15 protein-coding genes and 1 pseudogene are annotated in these 17,571 nt (G+C 60.8%); 6 read left to right on the top strand and 10 right to left on the bottom strand.

Annotation, left to right across the window (positions count from 1 at the left end; genetic code table 11):
- Positions 1 to 61: 61 nt before the first annotated feature.
- The 3 genes and pseudogenes from FFM53_RS13545 to FFM53_RS36295 form a co-directional block, all read right to left on the bottom strand.
- A pseudogene (locus FFM53_RS13545) lies at positions 62 to 3,525 on the bottom strand (error-prone DNA polymerase).
- Positions 3,522 to 4,937, bottom strand: coding sequence for a Y-family DNA polymerase (locus FFM53_RS13540; protein WP_246413154.1), 1,416 nt, complete (start codon positions 4,935 to 4,937; stop codon positions 3,522 to 3,524). Before FFM53_RS13540 ends, FFM53_RS13545 begins: the two are co-directional and overlap by 4 nt.
- A 40-nt stretch (positions 4,938 to 4,977) precedes the next feature.
- Positions 4,978 to 5,922, bottom strand: a complete 945-nt coding sequence (locus FFM53_RS36295) for an ImuA family protein (RefSeq protein ID WP_246412971.1) — start codon at positions 5,920 to 5,922, stop codon at positions 4,978 to 4,980.
- 161 nt (positions 5,923 to 6,083) lie between these two features.
- Here FFM53_RS36295 and FFM53_RS13535 point away from each other — a divergent pair, with 161 nt between their 5' ends.
- Positions 6,084 to 6,521: a metallopeptidase family protein gene (locus FFM53_RS13535; protein WP_003543974.1), complete on the top strand. Its 438-nt coding sequence runs from the start codon at positions 6,084 to 6,086 to the stop codon at positions 6,519 to 6,521.
- 102 nt (positions 6,522 to 6,623) lie between these two features.
- On the opposite strand, the gene FFM53_RS13530 is transcribed toward FFM53_RS13535, so the two are convergent.
- Together FFM53_RS13530 and FFM53_RS13525 are read right to left on the bottom strand one after the other, a co-directional pair.
- Positions 6,624 to 6,830: a DUF1737 domain-containing protein gene (locus tag FFM53_RS13530; RefSeq protein ID WP_017962591.1), complete on the bottom strand. Its 207-nt coding sequence runs from the start codon at positions 6,828 to 6,830 to the stop codon at positions 6,624 to 6,626.
- Positions 6,830 to 7,750: an HpcH/HpaI aldolase/citrate lyase family protein gene (locus FFM53_RS13525; protein ID WP_173883583.1), complete on the bottom strand. Its 921-nt coding sequence runs from the start codon at positions 7,748 to 7,750 to the stop codon at positions 6,830 to 6,832. Before FFM53_RS13525 ends, FFM53_RS13530 begins: the two co-directional genes overlap by 1 nt.
- Positions 7,751 to 7,887: 137 nt before the next feature.
- Between FFM53_RS13525 and FFM53_RS13520 the strand changes: the two genes are divergently transcribed.
- From FFM53_RS13520 to leuD, 3 genes are all read left to right on the top strand, one after another.
- A complete protein-coding gene (locus FFM53_RS13520) occupies positions 7,888 to 8,121 on the top strand; it encodes a hypothetical protein (protein ID WP_017962593.1) in 234 nt (77 codons plus the stop codon).
- A gap of 129 nt (positions 8,122 to 8,250) precedes the next feature.
- On the top strand, positions 8,251 to 8,673 hold the full coding sequence (locus tag FFM53_RS13515) for a VOC family protein (protein WP_003543982.1): 423 nt from the start codon (positions 8,251 to 8,253) through the stop codon (positions 8,671 to 8,673).
- A 134-nt stretch (positions 8,674 to 8,807) separates the two neighbouring features.
- Positions 8,808 to 9,416, top strand: a complete 609-nt coding sequence (gene leuD / locus FFM53_RS13510) for a 3-isopropylmalate dehydratase small subunit (protein ID WP_003543984.1) — start codon at positions 8,808 to 8,810, stop codon at positions 9,414 to 9,416.
- 60 nt (positions 9,417 to 9,476) lie between these two features.
- On the opposite strand, the gene FFM53_RS13505 is transcribed toward leuD, so the two are convergent.
- Complete coding sequence (locus FFM53_RS13505) at positions 9,477 to 10,409, bottom strand: pyridoxal-phosphate dependent enzyme (RefSeq protein WP_138389357.1); 933 nt, start codon at positions 10,407 to 10,409, stop codon at positions 9,477 to 9,479.
- A gap of 166 nt (positions 10,410 to 10,575) precedes the next feature.
- On the opposite strand from FFM53_RS13505, the gene leuB reads away from it, so the two are divergent.
- Positions 10,576 to 11,688, top strand: coding sequence for a 3-isopropylmalate dehydrogenase (leuB, locus tag FFM53_RS13500; protein WP_003543987.1), 1,113 nt, complete (start codon positions 10,576 to 10,578; stop codon positions 11,686 to 11,688).
- 279 nt (positions 11,689 to 11,967) lie between these two features.
- Entirely contained in the window at positions 11,968 to 12,702 is a 735-nt protein-coding gene (gene lpxE / locus FFM53_RS13495; RefSeq protein ID WP_138331951.1) for a lipid A 1-phosphatase LpxE, read from the top strand.
- Positions 12,703 to 12,869: 167 nt separating this feature from the next.
- On the opposite strand, the gene FFM53_RS13490 is transcribed toward lpxE, so the two are convergent.
- The 4 genes from FFM53_RS13490 to FFM53_RS13475 form a co-directional block, all read right to left on the bottom strand.
- Positions 12,870 to 14,756 carry an MFS transporter gene (locus FFM53_RS13490; protein ID WP_138331953.1) on the bottom strand — a complete coding sequence of 629 codons (1,887 nt, stop codon included), beginning with the start codon at positions 14,754 to 14,756 and terminating at the stop codon, positions 12,870 to 12,872.
- Between the two features lie 248 nt (positions 14,757 to 15,004).
- Positions 15,005 to 16,315, bottom strand: a complete 1,311-nt coding sequence (locus tag FFM53_RS13485) for an ABC transporter permease (protein ID WP_173883582.1) — start codon at positions 16,313 to 16,315, stop codon at positions 15,005 to 15,007.
- A complete protein-coding gene (locus FFM53_RS13480) occupies positions 16,312 to 17,004 on the bottom strand; it encodes an ABC transporter ATP-binding protein (RefSeq protein WP_138331955.1) in 693 nt (230 codons plus the stop codon). The genes FFM53_RS13485 and FFM53_RS13480 overlap by 4 nt, the downstream gene beginning before the upstream one ends.
- A gap of 6 nt (positions 17,005 to 17,010) precedes the next feature.
- The gene (locus tag FFM53_RS13475; RefSeq protein WP_138331956.1) at positions 17,011 to 17,478 is read right to left on the bottom strand and encodes a hypothetical protein; all 468 of its coding nucleotides are present in this window, start codon (positions 17,476 to 17,478) and stop codon (positions 17,011 to 17,013) included.
- Positions 17,479 to 17,571: the final 93 nt, after the last annotated feature.

Below are 17,571 nucleotides of genomic sequence, written 5' to 3'. Positions count from 1 at the left end.
ATGATGACGCCATAAGGCAAATGAAGGCGCGCCGCATGGTCTTGATCGCTGCAATGCATTTTTAATGAAAGTTGCGTCCGCGCGGCATTACCTCAGCGGTTTCCGCTGCACCCGCATGGCGGCCTGTGGCAACCATTCGTTTTTCCAGCTCGGCCCTCTCCTGCGCATTTACAAGCTTTTTCTGTCGCTGATCGACGCCCGGCCTCAGCACCTCGTCTGCCCGCTCGCAGACGCCGAAACGCCGGGCCTCGCGTTGCAGGATACCGAGCGCCGGCGTCATATCCTCGATATGCTCGACGACGGTATGGATCACCCCGCTTTGACTTTGCAGCCTGCCGCGGATTTTCACCAGCCGGGCACCCATCACGACCGAGCGGTATTTGTCGAACATTTTCGACCAGACGATCGCATTGGCCACGCCGGTCTCGTCTTCCAGCGTCATGAAGATCACGCCTTTGGCCGAACCCGGCCGCTGGCGCACCAGCACGAGGCCCGCGATCGTCACCCTCTTTCCGTTCGCGACCTTCAACAGATCGACATTGCGCGTCACGCCGGCCTTGCGCAATTCCTCGCGCAGGAAGGAGACAGGGTGCGCCTTCAGCGACAGTGAGAGATAACGATAGTCCTCGATGACCTGCTCTCCCGGCAGCATTTCCGGCAGCTTCGCTACAGGCTCGGCCTGGAGGTCGACATGACGGACCTGCTCGAAAAGCGGCAGCTCCTCGGTAGCACTCCTCACATCCAGCGCCCGCACCGCCCAGAGCGCGTCGCGTCGTGACAGTTTGAGGGATTGGAACGCATCGGCATCCGCCAGTCGCTCGATGACGGATTTCTGCAGACCGGACCGCAGCCAGAGATCACGCACCGAGCTGTAGCCTTCGCCTCGATGGCTGACGAGCCGTTCCATATCGTCTGTCGAGAGACCCTTGATCTGCCGGAAGCCGAGCCGCACCGCATGCCGGGTCTTGATGATCTCGCGCATCTCATGATGCCGAAAATCGACGGCATTCCGATCGAAAGCGGCCTCTTCCAGACCGCAATCCCAGTTCGATTCATTGATATCGACCGGCAGGATCTTGACCCCGTGCTCGCGTGCATCCCGGACCAGCTGCGCCGGCGCATAAAAGCCCATCGGCTGGGAGTTCAGCATCGCCGCGCAGAAGACATCGGGATAATAGGCCTTGAGCCATGAGGAGGCATAAACGAGCAGCGCGAAGGAAGCGGCATGGCTTTCCGGAAAACCATATTCGCCGAAGCCCTTGATCTGGTTGAAACACTGTTGCGCGAATTCCTGAGTATAACCCTTTGAGACCATCCCCTCAATGAACCGCTTTTCGAAGTTACCGATCGTACCCGTTCTCTTGAATGTCGCCATCGCTCTGCGAAGCTTGTCGGCTTCCGCCGGTTCGAAGCCTGCGGCAGTGATGGCGATCTGCATGGCCTGTTCCTGGAACAAGGGCACGCCGAGGGTTCTTTCCAGAACCGTTTCCAGCTCCTTGCTCGGATACTTGATCGGAATGTTCTTGGCCCGCTGCTCCCGGCGCTTGAGATAGGGATGCACCATGTCGCCCTGGATCGGTCCTGGCCGCACGATCGCCACCTCGATGACGAGATCGTAGAACACCTTCGGCTTCAGACGCGGCAGCATGCTCATCTGCGCCCGGCTTTCGATCTGGAAGACGCCGAGCGTATCGGCCCGGCCCATCATCTCGTAAACCGGCTCGCCTTCGTCCCCATGTTCCTTGTTACCGAGGTCTGCGAGCGTCTTCCTCACATCGTAATGCAACTCCAGCAGCGAGAAGGCCTTTCGCAGGCAGGTCAGCATGCCGAGCGCCAACACATCCACCTTGAGGATCTTGACGTTGTCGAGGTCGTCCTTGTCCCACTCGATCATGTAGCGATCCGGCATCGCCGTCTTCATGATCGGCACCACCTCATCGAGCCTATCACGCGTGATGACGAAGCCGCCGACATGCTGTGTGAGGTGGCGCGGGAAGCCGAGAAGTTCGGACGCATACTGAAGAACGTTTCGGGTCACCGGATCCTTGACGTCGAGACCCGCCGCCTTCGCGTCCCGCTCCGAGAGATTATCCTCCGACCAGCCCCAGACGAGGCTGCTGATCGCCGACTGGACATCCTCCGACAGCCCAAAGGCCTTGGAAACCTCGCGGCCCGCCGAGCGCGTACGGTAGGTCGTCACCCCCGCCGTCAGCCCAGCATGTTCTATGCCGTATCTTTTATAGATGAACTGGATGACCTCTTCGCGTCGATCATGCTCGAAATCAACGTCGATATCCGGCGGTTCATCGCGATCCATAGAAATGAAGCGGTCGAAGAGCAGTGTGCTTTTTTGAGGATCGACTTCCGTTATCTCGAGGCAATAGCAGATGACCGAATTTGCCGCCGATCCGCGCCCCTGGCACAAGACCTTCAGTTCATAGCGGGCGTGCTGGATGATCCTGTGAACCGTCAGGAAATAAGAGGCATACTTCTTTTTTTTAATGAGATCGAGTTCATACTCGATCTGTGGCGCCACCTTGGGCGGGATACCCTTGGGATAGCGTCTTGCCGCTCCCGCTCTCGTCAGCCTTTCGAGAGTCTCCTGCGGCGTTTCGCCGGGATCGTTTTCCGGCGGATAATTGTGCTCGAGTTCCTTCAGGGAAAAGGTCAAGCTGTCGAAAAATACCTGCGTATTCTCGATCGCATCAGGGTAGTCCCGGAAGATCCGGGCCATTTCACGTGAATCCTTGAGATAGCGTTCGGCATTCGGCGCCAGCAGGAATCCGGCTTGCGCTATCTGTACATGCTCCCGGATCGCGATCACGACATCCGAAAGCGGCCGGCGTTCGGGATGATGATAAAGCGGCTGGTTGGTTGCAATCAGCGGCACGCGGTTTCGGGCGGCGAGCATGGAAAACACCGCAAAGACCTGCCTGTCGCGACCGTCATAGGCTGGCGCCAGCGCCATAAAAAAGGCCTTGCGGAAGCGTCTGCGAAACCGTTCCAGATAATCTTCCAGCGTCGACTGACCCGCCTGATGATCGACAGGGGTGCGATCCGGAACGAGGGCAAGCATCATCTCGTCCCCCCATTCCATGAGTTCCGCTTCCGTCAGGATGCAGCTTCCTTGACCGCTTCCTCCTTCAGATTGCCGGCGGTGAGAAGACGGCAAAGGTTCGCCCAGCCTCGCCGGTTTTGCGGATAGGCAAGGATATCAGGCGTTCCGTCGGAAAAGACGAGACGAGCGCCCGGCTGAATCCGGATAGGATCGAGGATCTCCTCCTCTTTTCCTTCCTTCTTCGCCTGGGCCAGAATCTCATCCCTGTTCTTGTATCTCTCCTCAAGCTGCTCCGCCTGCGCATGCGCTCGCACCACGCCGGCAACCGAATTCCGGTCCGCAATCCCGAGGCCGCCGAGCCTGAGATGAGCGGCCTGCACGACCATCTCCTCAGGGCCAGAGGCGCCTTCAAGAAACGAGAAATTCGTCCTCGTGCCGATCTCGAAGAATGCGCGCGCGATTGTCATGCGAACACGCCATGCATGAACCAGCGAGGATCAAGCGCCTGACCATAAAAGCCCCGCCGATAGATCCAGAAACGATGTCCAGTCTCATCCTCGATGCGGAAATAGTCACGCGCCTCGGCGTCACTTCCATCGATCCACCACTCCATGGCAATCCGTTCCGGCCCTTCGCTTCTTGCCACCTGATGCTGCATGCGCCGCCAGCGAAAGATCTGCGGCGGACCATCCGGCACTTCAGCAAGTATGGTCTCGACGGGCTCCGGCGTTGCAAAGAGCCGCAGCGGGCGCTCTTCGCGGAAAGGAAGCTGGATGTCCTGCGCTATCTTCCGCCTGGGAAGGCTCTCCATCACAGGAACCGTGATGACGGCGCGTTCCGGCACATGGCTCTCGCGGAGCTGGAAGCTTTGCAGGCAATCCGCACCAAGCCGGGCCGAGACCCGGTCGACGAAGGCCGAAAGCGAGACCTCTCCCTGACGGTCGCCCTCGAAATCACCCTGCGCCTCGTTGAAGGGATCGTGCCGCAACACATTCAACCGCAGGATCTCGAAACCATAGCCGGCATCGAGATCGTCATAGACCGCCTGCAATCGCTCGGAAAAAAGCCCGGCGATGAACTTTGGTTCGCGAAGCGGCTGCGAAGCGCCGACGGAGATACGAAAGACCCTGCCGTCGACGCGGAACAGGACCAGTTCGAACACCCGCCCTCCAGCCCCCCGCGCCTCCAGCGACGGCTGCAGCGATAAGGCGACCTGCCTGGTGACGGCAAGGATCTGCTCTTCCGTCCCGATGGGCTCGATCAGCCGGCTTTCGGCCGAGAGGCTGGCAACAGGACGCCGGGGCGAGACCGGCTCCTCTTCACGTCCCAGCGCCTGGTCGAGACGCAGAAGCAGCTCCGGGCCGAACCGGCGGGTCAGCGGCGCTCGCGGCGCATCGATGACGTCGCCGATATATTTCAGACCGAGCTTCTTCAGGGCATCGACGGTTTGTCCTTCCAGCCGCAAGGCTGCAACCGGCAAGGACATCAGCACATGTTCCGTCTCTTCGTCCTCGATCACGCCGCCTTGCCCGAAGCGGGACGCGGCCCAGGAAAGGCCGGGTGACGATGAGATCGCACCGCGGGCATCGAACCCCATATGAAAAAGCCGCGACAGCACATCCTTGAGAAGCGCCTTTTCACCGCCGAAAAGATGGGCGCAGCCGCTAATGTCGAGAAACAGACCGTCCTTGCCGTCAAACGCCACCAGTGGCGTATAGCGGTCGCACCAGTCGGCAATTGCCTCCAGCAACCGGCGGTCGGCCGCCGGATCCTCTTCCGCGACCTCGAGCATCGGGTACATGGCGCGCGCTTCGGCAACGCCCAGCTCCTTCCTCAACCCCAGCCTTTCGGCCAACTCGTCCAGTGCCGTCAGCCGCATGGCATTGTTGAGCTTGCCGGAACAGACGATAGGCGGCGTCTCAGGACGCCCTTTCGAACGCCAGGAGAGCCCCCATCGCTTGCGAGCGATGCGATCCGTTGGCAGATGCGGGAAGCTGAGCGCCAGAATGCGCTGACTGTTCGCCTGGAGGACGAACGAGGTTTGGTTCGGCGACAGGGAGAAATTCGCGTTCATGGGGATTCCACTCCAGAAGAAAGGAGAGCGGGGCCGGATTTCGGCTCTTCTCCAGTGTGAGACGGAAAATCGGATTGCCGATGCTGCCGGAAAGTGTCGATCCATCCGGCAACGGCCGCAGAGCGGACGGGGCCGGTTCGACATGCAGACGCAAGGCCGCACTGCTTGCCTCCTCCGCTCCCGCTTGACGGACAAGAAAGAGCGGACGGCGGGCAGCATGCGCCCTGAGACTGAGCCGGCGGCTTTCGGTCAGGCCGAAATGGACGGGATTGCCCCGCACTTCGAAGATGACGGCCGAGAAGGCAGCGCTTTCCACCGCCACCTCCGCCAGCCAGAGCGCCTCATCCAGCTTGCGCGGCGCCGCATGGAGAAACCGCTCCGGGCTCAGTCCGAAATCCCGAAGCCCGGGAGCATAGGGACGGCCGGCCTCCAGCGTGCCGACGGCATCGCCGATCCAGAGCAACGGCAGAAGGCGGCCGGCATCCGCTTCCTGTTTTTGCAGCCGCGCGGCAACAGCCATCGCCAGCCCGCTTGCAGCACCGGCATCGCGAGACAGAGCGGAACGGAATTCGGTGATCGCATCAAGCGGCAGGCCGCCTTCCAGCGCCCCGTCGAGAAACTCCACCCCAAACGGCAGGGGCGGCAGCGTGCGCTCCTGGCGGGTCTTACGTCCTTCCGCCACGGCTTCCCGTTCCGCTGCAGCAAGCGCCGGCGCGGGCCTTCCCTCCAGTCTGGCGATGGTTTCGCGGAGCGCAAAAAGCCGCTCGCGCGCCAGGGCGTGCTGCGCCATGGCGTTCTCCAATCCGTCTTGTTCCTGTTATGTTCTTATAGATTCCAGAGAGCTAATGAAGAGTCAACGGCCATTTTCTATGAAAATATTCCTGCCTTTGATTCCGCACTCGAAAATCGGCGATAAAGGTTCTATATGGGCCCGCAAAGGAAGGAATATTCATGGCCCGCATAGACCAGAGCGATGATTGGCGGGACCGCCATGCGCCGACGATCAGCGCCTTCGAGTCGCTGGCGATGGAGGCCTACAGCCATCTCCCGGATGAATTCCGCCAACTGACGACCAACCTCACGATCGAGATCGAAGATTTCCCCGATGACGACGTTTTCGAGGACATGGCGCTGGAAACCCCTTTCGATCTGCTCGGCCTTTTCGAGGGCAGGGGCATTTCCGAACGTTTCACGGTGGAAACCGGCGAGATGCCGAACCGCATCCGCCTCTACCGCCGTCCCATTCTCGACTACTGGGCTGAAAACGACGAGACGCTCGGTGACATCATCACCCACGTCCTGATCCACGAGATCGGCCACCATTTCGGGCTGAGCGACGATGACATGGAGCGGATCGAGGCCAGCGCCGAGGAAGCCGCCGAACGATAGAGCGCCGCGCGTCCAAGGACGCGCTAAGGACGCGCTATCACTTTCAATCACGCATAACCCCCGAAAATCGATTACGATTTTCGGGGGTTATGCGCTAAAACCTCACTGCTCGGAGAGCTTCATCTCGGGATCGTAGTCCTTGCCTTCGACATGCTTGACGACGGCCTGGCCGCACTGCATCGCACCGGTTGCGGCATTGAAGGCATAGGTCGGCGAGCCCTCCAGCGACCAGCCCTTGTTGAGGGCGGCGGTGACCTTATGGCAGAAGGAAGCATCGTCGGGACCGGTCAGGAAGCGGTAGAGTTTCATCACATCGTCTTTCGTGCTGCAGCCTGGCGGGCTGCGATAAGGCGCGCTTTATGGACCAGACTTTCCGCCTGGACAAGATGCAGCCGCTCGACCATCCGCCCGCCTGCATTGATGACATTCAGCCCATCGGAAGCGGGGTCGGCAAAGGCTGCTATGATCGCCTCCGCTTCCGCAATCGCTGCCGGATCCGGACCGAAATGCCGGTTGGCGGGCTCGATCTGCGCCGGATGGATCAGCATCTTGCCGGCAAAGCCCATGGCCCGGCCCTGCAGACATTCGGCATCGAAACCCTGTTCGTCCCTGAAATCGTTGAAGACGCTGTCGATCGCATCGAGCCCGTAAGCGCTGACCGCAAGGACGACCTGCATCAGCCACGGCACGAGATAGTTCCGCCCCGGCTGCGGCAGCACGCCGGTTTCCTTGCGCAGGTCGTTGAGCCCGACGACGAGACAATCGAGCCGTGAGCCCGGCGTGCGCCCGGCTTCGGCGATAGCAGCCGCATTGAGGATGCCGCGCGGTGTCTCGATCATCGCCCAGATGCGCAGATCTTCCGATGCATCGGCCTCGGAGAGAAGGTCGCCCACCGCCATGACATCCTGCGGCTCGTCGACCTTCGGCAGCAGCACGGCATCGGGACCAAGCGCCGTCACCAGCTCCATGTCCGCCAGGCCGAAATTGGTGGACAGACTGTTGATGCGGATGATCCGCTCCTTGCCTTGGAGCGGCCGAGCCGAAAAGAAATTCCTCAGATTTTCCCGCGCTTCCGCCTTCTTTTCCGGCGCCACGGAATCCTCGAGATCGAAGATCACCGCATCGCAATCGACCGCATGGGTTTTTTCAAGGGCGCGGGGATTGATGGCAGGCACGCTCAGCACCGAACGGCGCAGGCGGATGGGGCGGGTCGTCGGGTTTCGGCTCATGGCGAATTACTGCCAAGCTTTGAAAGCCGAAGCAAGCAGCCCACCCCAGAACCTCCCACAGAACAACAAAAAGCCATGCTTGCCTTGCAGAGAGGAAAGAGAAGGACCACATTCCTTTCCGAAGAAAGGTCTCTAACATGCAGAACATTCGCTCCATCTTCCTCATGCTTGCCGGCGCCACCGTTTTCGTGGCGATGCTGCTTCTCACCTTTTCAGTGACGCTTGCCGTCGGCGGCATCCTGACCGTGCTCATGGTCGGACGCGCGCTTTCGATGAAGATGAAGCCCGCTCCGGTCCGCGCCAAGGCAAATAACGGCCAGCGCGAGATGCGGGTCTGGAACGACGGCCGCGGCACGATCATCGATCTCTGATCACCTTTTTGCTGAAAATTTTGGTTCGCCGAAAAATTTCGGCCGACACTGTCGGATCACGCTTCCATGCTACGTCCTTGAAGCAGCCAGGCATTCAGCCGGCGTTCAAAAAACGAATGGAGGACAAGCATGGATGCGACGACAGAGAGCAACCCGACCAAGATGCCACCGGTCAAGAACGGCCTGCTGCCCTATCTTACGGTCGGCGGCGCGGTGAAAGCTGCGGAATTCTACAAGAAGGCTTTCGGCGCCGAAGAGGCATATCTCGTGCCGGTCGACGAGAGCGGCAGAACGATGCATGTGCATCTCTACATCAACGGCAGTTCCCTGATGCTGTCGGACGCCTATCCCGAATATGGCCATCCCTTCAAAGGCCATGAAGGCTTTGCAATCCAGCTGGTGATCGATGATATCGATTTCTGGTGGGATCGCGCGGTTGCCGCCGGCGCCGAAGTCGTCATGCCGGTCGAACTGATGTTCTGGGGCGACCGCTATGGCCAGCTTCGTGATCCGTTCGGCGTCCTCTGGGGGTTGAACGCAGCGTCCAAATAAGGGACAGGCGCAATTGAGCGGACCGCGCGAAACGTCGCGTGGCCGCCATCTGTGAAAGATTCTCCTTCATTTCGGCGAAAAACTGGACTAGATGCAAATTCTGGAAGTAGATTTGCTGAAATGGAGCATGGGTCATGGATAAATTCGTGAAGCTCACGGGCGTTGCAGCGCCCCTGCCGGTTGTCAACGTCGACACCGACATGATCATTCCGAAGGATTATCTGAAGACGATCAAGCGCACCGGTCTCGGCACCGGCCTCTTCGCCGAAGCCCGTTATAACGAAGACGGCTCAGAAAACCCGGATTTCGTGCTGAACAAGCCGGCCTATCGCGATGCCAAGATCCTGGTTGCCGGCGACAATTTCGGCTGCGGCTCCTCGCGCGAGCACGCACCTTGGGCGCTTCTGGATTTCGGCATCCGCTGCGTTATCTCGACCAGCTTCGCCGATATTTTCTACAACAACTGTTTCAAGAACGGCATCCTGCCGATCAAGGTCAGCCAGGAAGATCTCGACAAGCTGATGGACGACGCCTCGCGCGGCTCCAACGCCATCCTGACCGTCGACCTCGAAAACCTCGAGATCACCGGCCCCGATGGTGGCTTGATCAAGTTCGATCTCGACGAGTTCAAGCGTCACTGCCTGCTGAACGGCCTCGATGATATCGGCCTGACCCTGGAAAAGGGCAAGGCGATCGACAGCTTCGAAAAGAAGAACGCCGCTTCGCACCCCTGGGCAGCCTGAGCCCTTCCAATCGGTTACCGATCAAGCCGGGCTTACGCACGGCTTTTTCTTTGGTGTGGGTCAAAGAAATTTTTCTTTCCAGCCCCTGAGTTTTTCGAGCGACACACCGATGCCGCCGCAGACTTCGATAAGCGGATTATCGAAGCGCTGAAGCAACCCGGCATGCACATCGGCAACCGCAAGGGCCGCACCGCAAGCCGGCTCGACCAGAATGCGCTGCGCATCGGCAAATTTCAGGCAGGCGGCAACGGCATCGGCGTCGCTGACGAGAACACTTTCGATCGGATGCTGCTGCGGCAGGTCAAAGACATGCTGCGCCACCTGCCGCGCCCCGAGCGAATTGGCGATCGAGGTAATGGCGGGAAGGGTGATACGCTCATTCGCCTTGAGGCTGGCATGGAGCGAAGCCGCCCCTTCCGTTTCGACGGCGATAACAGGCACATCGGAAAGCCCGTTGCGCTTCAATCCCTCGACGATGCCGGCAAGCAGCCCGCCGCCGCCGACGCTGGTGACGACGCAATCGAATTTTGCCCCTTTCGCCACCACCTCGTCGATCAGCGTGGCATGGCCATCCCACAGAAGCGGATGGTCGAAGGGGTGCACATAGGTTGCCTTGCGGCTCCGGGCGAGTTCGATCGCATGGGCATTGGCCTCATCGAAAACCGAACCATGAACGAGGACATTCGCGCCCGCTGCGGCAATCGTCTGCCGTACGTCGGCCGCCGTCGTCTCCGGCACGACAATCGTGACCGGCACACCGAGCGCCCGGCCGGCATAAGCCGCCGCAATGCCGGCATTGCCGCCGGAAGCGCAGAAGATTTCGCGCGCACCATTTTCCACCTCGTGCTGGCAAAGCCGGCCAACGCCGCGCAGCTTGAAGCTGCCGGAAGGCTGCAGCGCATCGAGCTTCAGCCAGAGTGGTTTGCCGCTGGCGCTGTAGCCAGGTGCGGTCTGGAGCAAGGGCGTGTCGAGGTGGAGAGGCGCGAAAGGCATGGGAACCATCCAGAATAAAGATAGGGTCACCGTTCTAATTCGTTTGTGGACGCAGGAGCAACCGTCGCGGCTCGGAGCGAAGCGTACCGATTCACCGCTTCTGTCGCTTGAAATGCCCATTTCCGGGGTCTAAGAAACCGCAACTTGTTTTTCCCAGGAGGGTTTCATGACAGCGCGCAATCTTTTCCTGCTGCCGGGTGACGGCATCGGTCCCGAGGCCATGGGCGAGGTCCGCAAGATCATCGCCTATATGAACGAGGCGATGAATGCCGGTTTCGTCACCGATGAAGGCCTTGTCGGCGGCTGCGCCTATGATGCGCATGGCGCTGCCATCTCAGAAGCCGACATGCAGAAGGCGCTTGCCGCCGATGCCGTTCTGTTCGGCGCCGTCGGCGGCCCGAAATGGGATAGCGTGCCTTATGAAGTGCGCCCGGAAGCCGGCCTGCTGCGCCTGCGCAAGGATCTGCAGCTCTTCGCAAACCTGCGCCCCGCCATTTGCTATCCGGCCCTTGCTGCGGCCTCGTCGCTGAAGCCGGAACTGGTCGAAGGCCTCGATATCTTGATCATCCGCGAGCTGACGGGCGGCGTCTATTTCGGCGAGCCGAAGGAAATCATCGATCTCGGCAATGGCCAGAAGCGCGGCATCGACACGCAGGTCTATGATACCTACGAGATCGAGCGCATCGCAGGCGTCGCCTTCGAAATGGCCCGCACGCGGCAGAATCGCGTCTGCTCCATGGAAAAGCGCAACGTCATGAAGTCGGGCGTGCTCTGGAACCAGGTGGTAACCGAGACGCACAAGGCGAAATATTCCGACGTCCAGCTCGAACACATGCTGGCCGATGCCGGCGGCATGCAGCTGGTGCGCCAGCCCAAGCAGTTCGACGTCATTGTCACCGACAACCTCTTCGGTGATATGCTCTCCGACGTCGCCGCCATGCTGACCGGCTCGCTCGGCATGCTGCCATCGGCCTCGCTCGGCGCACCTGACGGCAAGACCGGCAAGCGCAAGGCGCTTTACGAGCCGGTGCACGGCTCGGCCCCTGACATCGCCGGCAAGGGCATCGCCAATCCGATCGCCATGATCGCCTCCTTCGCCATGTGCCTGCGTTACTCCTTCAATCTGGTGAAGGAAGCCGACGATCTGGAAAAGGCGATCGCCAACGTGCTCGACAAGGGCATTCGCACTGGCGACATCATGGCCGATGGCGCAAGGCAGGTCGGCACCGTCGAGATGGGCGATGCGATCCTCGCCGAGTTCAAGACGCTTTCCGCCTGATATTTCACGTGAAACAGTATCCAGCCCTTCGCATCGCGCATGCGGAGGGCTTTTTCCATTGAGGGCGGTGAAGCGCGTCCCGCTTGGTCGAATTATCCGAAACGGACTATTCTCGGCCACAATCTCGTGTATTTTTGCGCCGGATTTTAACGAGCGCATAATCCCGAAATCGGAAGCGATTTTCGACAAAGGATCGTGCGTCAATTCAAAGTAATAGAGCGTCCTTAGCGTGTCCTGTTGGACGCGCGGGCTCTGGGACAAATTCGAACGGACGACGAAATGCGGGCATTTTGGGCTTCCCTGGACAGGCGCTGGCGCCGGAGCGCCGTCGGCATGCCGCCTTTGCGCTGGCAGGCCTGCCTCTTCGTTACGCTCAATGCCGTGATCCTTTCGATGCTGCTCTTCGACGCGCCGATCGGCGCCAGCGAAGTTCCCGCGCCGGTGAAACACCTCGGCGAGATGCTGACCGGTTTCGGCGATTCCGCCTGGCTGATCTACACCAGCATCCTGCTGTTCTTTCAGGGCAGGGCAGGCTACAAGCTTGTGAAGACGGCGCGTTCCAAGGCGCAGGCGCTCTATGTCAGCTGGATCGGCGCCTATCTCTTCTTCACGGTCGTCTTCTCAGGACTTCTCGCCAATCTGCTGAAGCGTGCGATCGGCAGGGCGCGTCCCGATCATTTCCACGACTACGGCATGTTTTCCTTCACGCCCTTTTCGGGCCATTCCGCTTTCGAAAGTTTCCCGTCCGGCCACTCCACCACGGTCGGCGCCTTCTTCGCCGCCTTCGCCCTGCTATTTCCACGCTACCGCGTTGCCTTCATCGCCTGCGCGATCTGGCTCGGCATGACGCGTGTCATGGTCGGCGCCCATTATCCAAGCGACGTCATCGCCGGCCTTGCCTTCGGCGCCTGGTTCTCGCTGCTGACGGCGATCGTCTTTGCCCGCTGCGGCTTGCTCTTCAAGCTGGCGCCGGACGGCTGGCCGCTCTCGAAGAGGCTGTTTCACACTGCATAACTCCTTAAATCGGAATCGATTTAAGGATAAAATTATGCAGAAATTCAAAATGTTACAGCGTTCTTTGCGCGTCCGAAAAGACGCGCGGCGCTGTAATATGGAAAAGCCCGGCGCCTTGTGAGCGCCGGGCCTTTTTTCTCAAGCAAGGATTGGCCTCAATCCACCGCTCAATCCATGGCGTGGATATCCCTGTTCTTCGTTTCCGGCAGGAAGATCAGGCCGATCACCAGCGTGATCGTCGCAAAGACGATCGGATACCAGAGACCGTAGTAGATATCGCCCGCGGCAGCGCTCATCGCGAAGGCCGTCGCCGGCAGCAGGCCGCCGAACCAGCCGTTGCCGATGTGATAGGGCAGCGACATGCCGGTGTAGCGGATGCGGGTCGGGAAAAGCTCGACCAGCAGAGCGGCGATCGGGCCGTAGACCATCGTCACATAGAAGACAAGGACGAACAACACGGCGATCGTGCCGATCCAGTTGACGCGGGCCGGATCGGCGACCATGGCGAAAGTGCCGCCATTGGCGATATTGTAGACCGTCATGTCGGTGACGCCATTGGCCTCATCCGCGGTCAGCAGCTTGGTCTCGACCAGCTTCGCCGCTGGTACGGTTTCCTTCTCGCCGGCGCGCACGGCATCGGCGTTGAGCGACAGTTCCGGATTGGCTGCGATGAAGGCATCGAGCTTGGAATCCGGCACCTTGACGGCGCCGCGCTTCAGCGGGTAACCGGCATCGTGGAGCGCAATGTTGACCCCTTTTTCGAAGGCGGCGGTCATGCCCTTGGCCTTGTCGCCGGCAGCGACGACGTCGAAGCTTGGGATCGTCGCGTTGCCGACCTTCACCGTTGCCGGCTGTCCGGCGGTGCCGGGCACCACGTCGTAAGGCACCGAGTTCCTGGTCAGGAATGCCGTCGCCACGTCGCAAGAACTGGTGAACTTCGCCGTGCCGGTCGGGTTGAACTGGAACCTGCAATCCGCCGGATCAGCTGTCACCGTTGCCCGAATCGAAGCCTGCGCTTCGGCAAGCGCCGGGTTCGCCGTCCAAGTCATCGCCTTGAACAGCGGATGATAGGTCACTGCCGCAATGAGAAGGCCTGCCATGATGATCGGCTTGCGGCCGATCTTGTCGGAGAGGCCGCCGAAGATGACGAAGAACGGCGTGCCGAGGAGAAGTGCGATGGCGACCATGACATTGGCCGAGAACAGGTCCACCTTCAGGACGTTCTGCAGGAAGAACAGTGCATAGAACTGGCCGCCATACCAGACGACCGCCTGGCCCATGGTGGCGCCGAGAAGCGCGATGATCGCAATCTTGGCATTTTTCCATGTTCCGAAGGCTTCGGTCAGCGGCGCCTTGGAGCCCTTGCCTTCCGCCTTCATGCGCTGGAAAGCCGGCGATTCGTTCATCTTCAGGCGGATCCAGACGGAAATGCCGAGCAGGACGAACGAGAGCAGGAACGGAATGCGCCAGCCCCAGGCGGCGAACTCAGCCGCACCCATCAGATATTGAACAAAGACGATGACGATCAGCGACAGGAACAGGCCGAGCGTCGCCGTCGTCTGGATCCACGAGGTGAAGTAGCCGCGGCGCCCGTTCGGCGCATGTTCGGCGACATAGGTTGCCGCACCGCCATATTCACCGCCCAGCGCCAGACCCTGGAGCAGGCGAAGCGCGATCAGGATGATCGGGGCTGCGATACCGATCGTGGCGGCACCCGGCAGGATGCCGACGAGGAAGGTCGACATACCCATGATCATGATGGTCATCAGGAAGGTGTATTTACGGCCGACGAGATCGCCGAGACGGCCGAACACCAGCGCGCCGAAGGGGCGGACCAGGAAGCCGGCGGCAAAGGCGAGCAGCGTGAAGATGTTACGCGTTGCCTCGGGATATTGGGTGAAATAGGTCGCACCGATATAGGTGGCGAGCGAACCATAGAGATAAAAATCGTACCATTCGAAAACGGTGCCGAGCGAAGAGGCGAAGATGACCTTCTTCTCCTCGCCGGTCATCGGACCGGCCTTCGCGCCGTCGATGCTTGCGACATTTGCCATTGTCTGTCCTCCACAGAGTGATGATCAACGCGCGCGGCTTACTTCTCCTCAAAGCATACCCCTGGCCGCGACACGCCTGACGGGAGTGTGCCAGAAACGACAGATCAAAAAGAGAGAGGCTTTCGGATTATGACTTTAGTCTAATGACGCCACGCTTTGTCATGCACATCAAGCTCTCCGCCGCCCGTGACGATAGAGCTGCCGGAAGTTTGGAAGAAGGTTTCACAGCGGTTTGTGATGTGGATCCGTTATGCTCTTAGCGCCTGCGCCGGCGATTGCCGGTAGGCGAGCACTGCCGGCAGCGCGGCAAGAATTGTGGCAAAGGCAAGCAGCACCGCCGCAAGCCCGGCGTCTTCGCGGGCGAAGCCGACCGGCATAGTGATCCCGCTCGTTTGCGAGAACATGCCGGACAAGATGAGGGCCGCGGCATAACCGAGCGCGAATCCGAGTGCGATGCCGACCGCCACCAGGAAAAAGAATTCTAGCCAGACGATACCGAAAATCGCGCCGCGCGGGGCGCCGAAAGCCCTGAGTGCGCCGATCTGACGGCGGCGCTGGCCGATATGGATGACCGTGATCAGCACCAGCGAGGCTGCGACGAGAGCTTGCGCGCCCGAGGCGACCGCGACGAGGATCTGTTTGGCGTCGCCGAGCGTGGCGTAGAGATTGGTCAGCACCTCGCCGGGAAAGACGGCGACGGTATTGCCGCTGCGATAGTCCTGCCGCAGCTTGTAGGCATCGGCAATCGTCTTCGGCTTGACCAGAATGGCGGGAAGGCCGGGAGCGCCCGCAGTCCAGCTCTCATCAAGCACAGCATCCGGATCGGCCTCGCCGTGATGCTGATGCCCATCGTGATCAGCGCCGGCTTTCTCATGCGCATGACCATGTTCGGTGTTATCCGTTCCGGACACAGCTTCATGCTCGTGCTGCTCACCGTCCTCCGCATGTTCCTCCGCCTCCATGCCATGGATGTGCCAGACGGCCTGGATGGGAACGAGGATCGCCCGGTCCCAGGCGGTGCCGGTCGGCCGCAAGCGGCCGGCGATATGATAGACGAGTTCGGTATGGGTCTCGCCGCCCTCTTCCAGCGAACCGTGCATAGGCTTGATCTCACCGCCGAGCGACAACTTGACAGCCGCGCCGATCACGGCTTCGCCCTCGCGCTCAAAAATCTTGCCTTCGGCTAAACCACCGGACAGGTTCTGCGCCAGCATGGTCGTCGTGCCGACGATCGGATAGCCGGAGAAGGAATCGCCGAAGCCGATCGGGGCTGCCCAATCGACGCGTGGATCGGCAGCAAGTTTGCCCAGCACTTCGCCCGGCATCAGCGGCAAAGGAGAGGGCTGTAGGAAGACGGAGGACAGCACAAGCTGCGTCTCGCTGCCGCTGGCGCCGATGACAAGATCGAACTTGTCGGCAGCGCGTGCGCTGCCGAGACGAAGCGCCCGCTCCTGCAGGACGACAGAAACACCAAGCGCGGTCGCGAGCGCTACCAGCAGCACGACCACCAGCGATCCCGCCCAGAGGCGACGAAGATCGGAAAGGATGAAGCGGATCATGCAGCTTCTCCCGCCGTTGCCGCGGAATCTTCGCTGATCCGGCCGGAACCGAAGGTGATGCGCCGGTCGAGGCGGCTGGCCAAGCGCTGGTCGTGCGAAACGACGATCAGCGTGCTGCCTTCGGCAACGGCCAGATCGAGGATGAGATCGCCGACCGCCTCGCCGCTTTCGGCATCGAGGCTTGCGGTCGGCTCGTCGGCGATGATGACGCCGGGCTTACGCAGCAGCGCCCGGCCGATCGCCACACGCTGCATCTCGCCGCGCGACATTGTTTCGATCTTCTGGTCGGGGCGGGAAAGACCGACCGTGCTCAAAAGCGCATGCGCCCGCTCGATGACATCAGCCGTGGCAGCGCCGGCAAGCCGCGCCGGCAGCAGCACGTTTTCCAACGCCGACAGGCCGGGAAAGAGATGGAACTCCTGCATGACCAGGCCGATATTGGCGGCACGGAACCGGTCTCGCCGGCTTTCTGAAAAACCCGCGATATCCTCGCCGTTCCAGCGGATGCGGCCTTGCCGTGTCCGCTCCAGCCCGGCAACGATATTGACGAAGGTGCTCTTGCCGGAGCCGGACGCGCCTGTAATGGCGACCCTGCTGCCGGCATCGATCGACAGGCGGTCGATCGCCAGTGCCGGCGAGGACAGGCCTGGGAAGGCAACGGTCAGGTTTTCGATATCGAGAGCGAGCATATCGGTTCAGACGGCGGAATATTCGGCCTGGCGGATCCGCAGCAGGCTGACGAAGCCTGTCTCCGGATCCGTCCACGAACCGTATTCAAGCGTACCACGCACTTCGATCGTCTGGCGCGGCTGCACGAAGGTCTGCTTCTCGCCGAGATAGACGACGACGATATTGTCCGGCCAGTCCGCATCCGAGGAGCAGAAGGGGCAGAGCGACATCGGCACCTCGGTGAGCACGAAGAACTGGGCCTCGGCCTTCAATGGCGGCGCCATGAAACCTTTCATGCTGATCCCTTTGCCGGCAAGGCGCTTCACCTTGTCGGAGAATTCGAGGCCGAGCACGCCGAACTTGCCGTAAAGCTCATCGAAGCTGATCAAGGAATCCGCAGCAGAACTCGGGCGAGCAACAGCGGCCAAGGCCAGCGTGCCGATGGCGCCGATCAGGCCGCGGCGGCTGAGATGCAGCGAAGGGAGCTTTTCCATGGCGATCTCCAAGAATGAAGTCCCGGCCGCTGAACGGCCGGGACCATGATCGGTGAAAGGGGCAAGGCCGGCAAGCGGCCTGGCCGGATCGGC

Source organism: Rhizobium indicum, from assembly GCF_005862305.2.
GTDB classification, from domain to species: Bacteria; Pseudomonadota; Alphaproteobacteria; order Rhizobiales; family Rhizobiaceae; genus Rhizobium; species Rhizobium indicum.
Note: the sequence above shows the minus strand (reverse complement) of the source record. Positions and strands in the feature narration are given on the sequence as shown.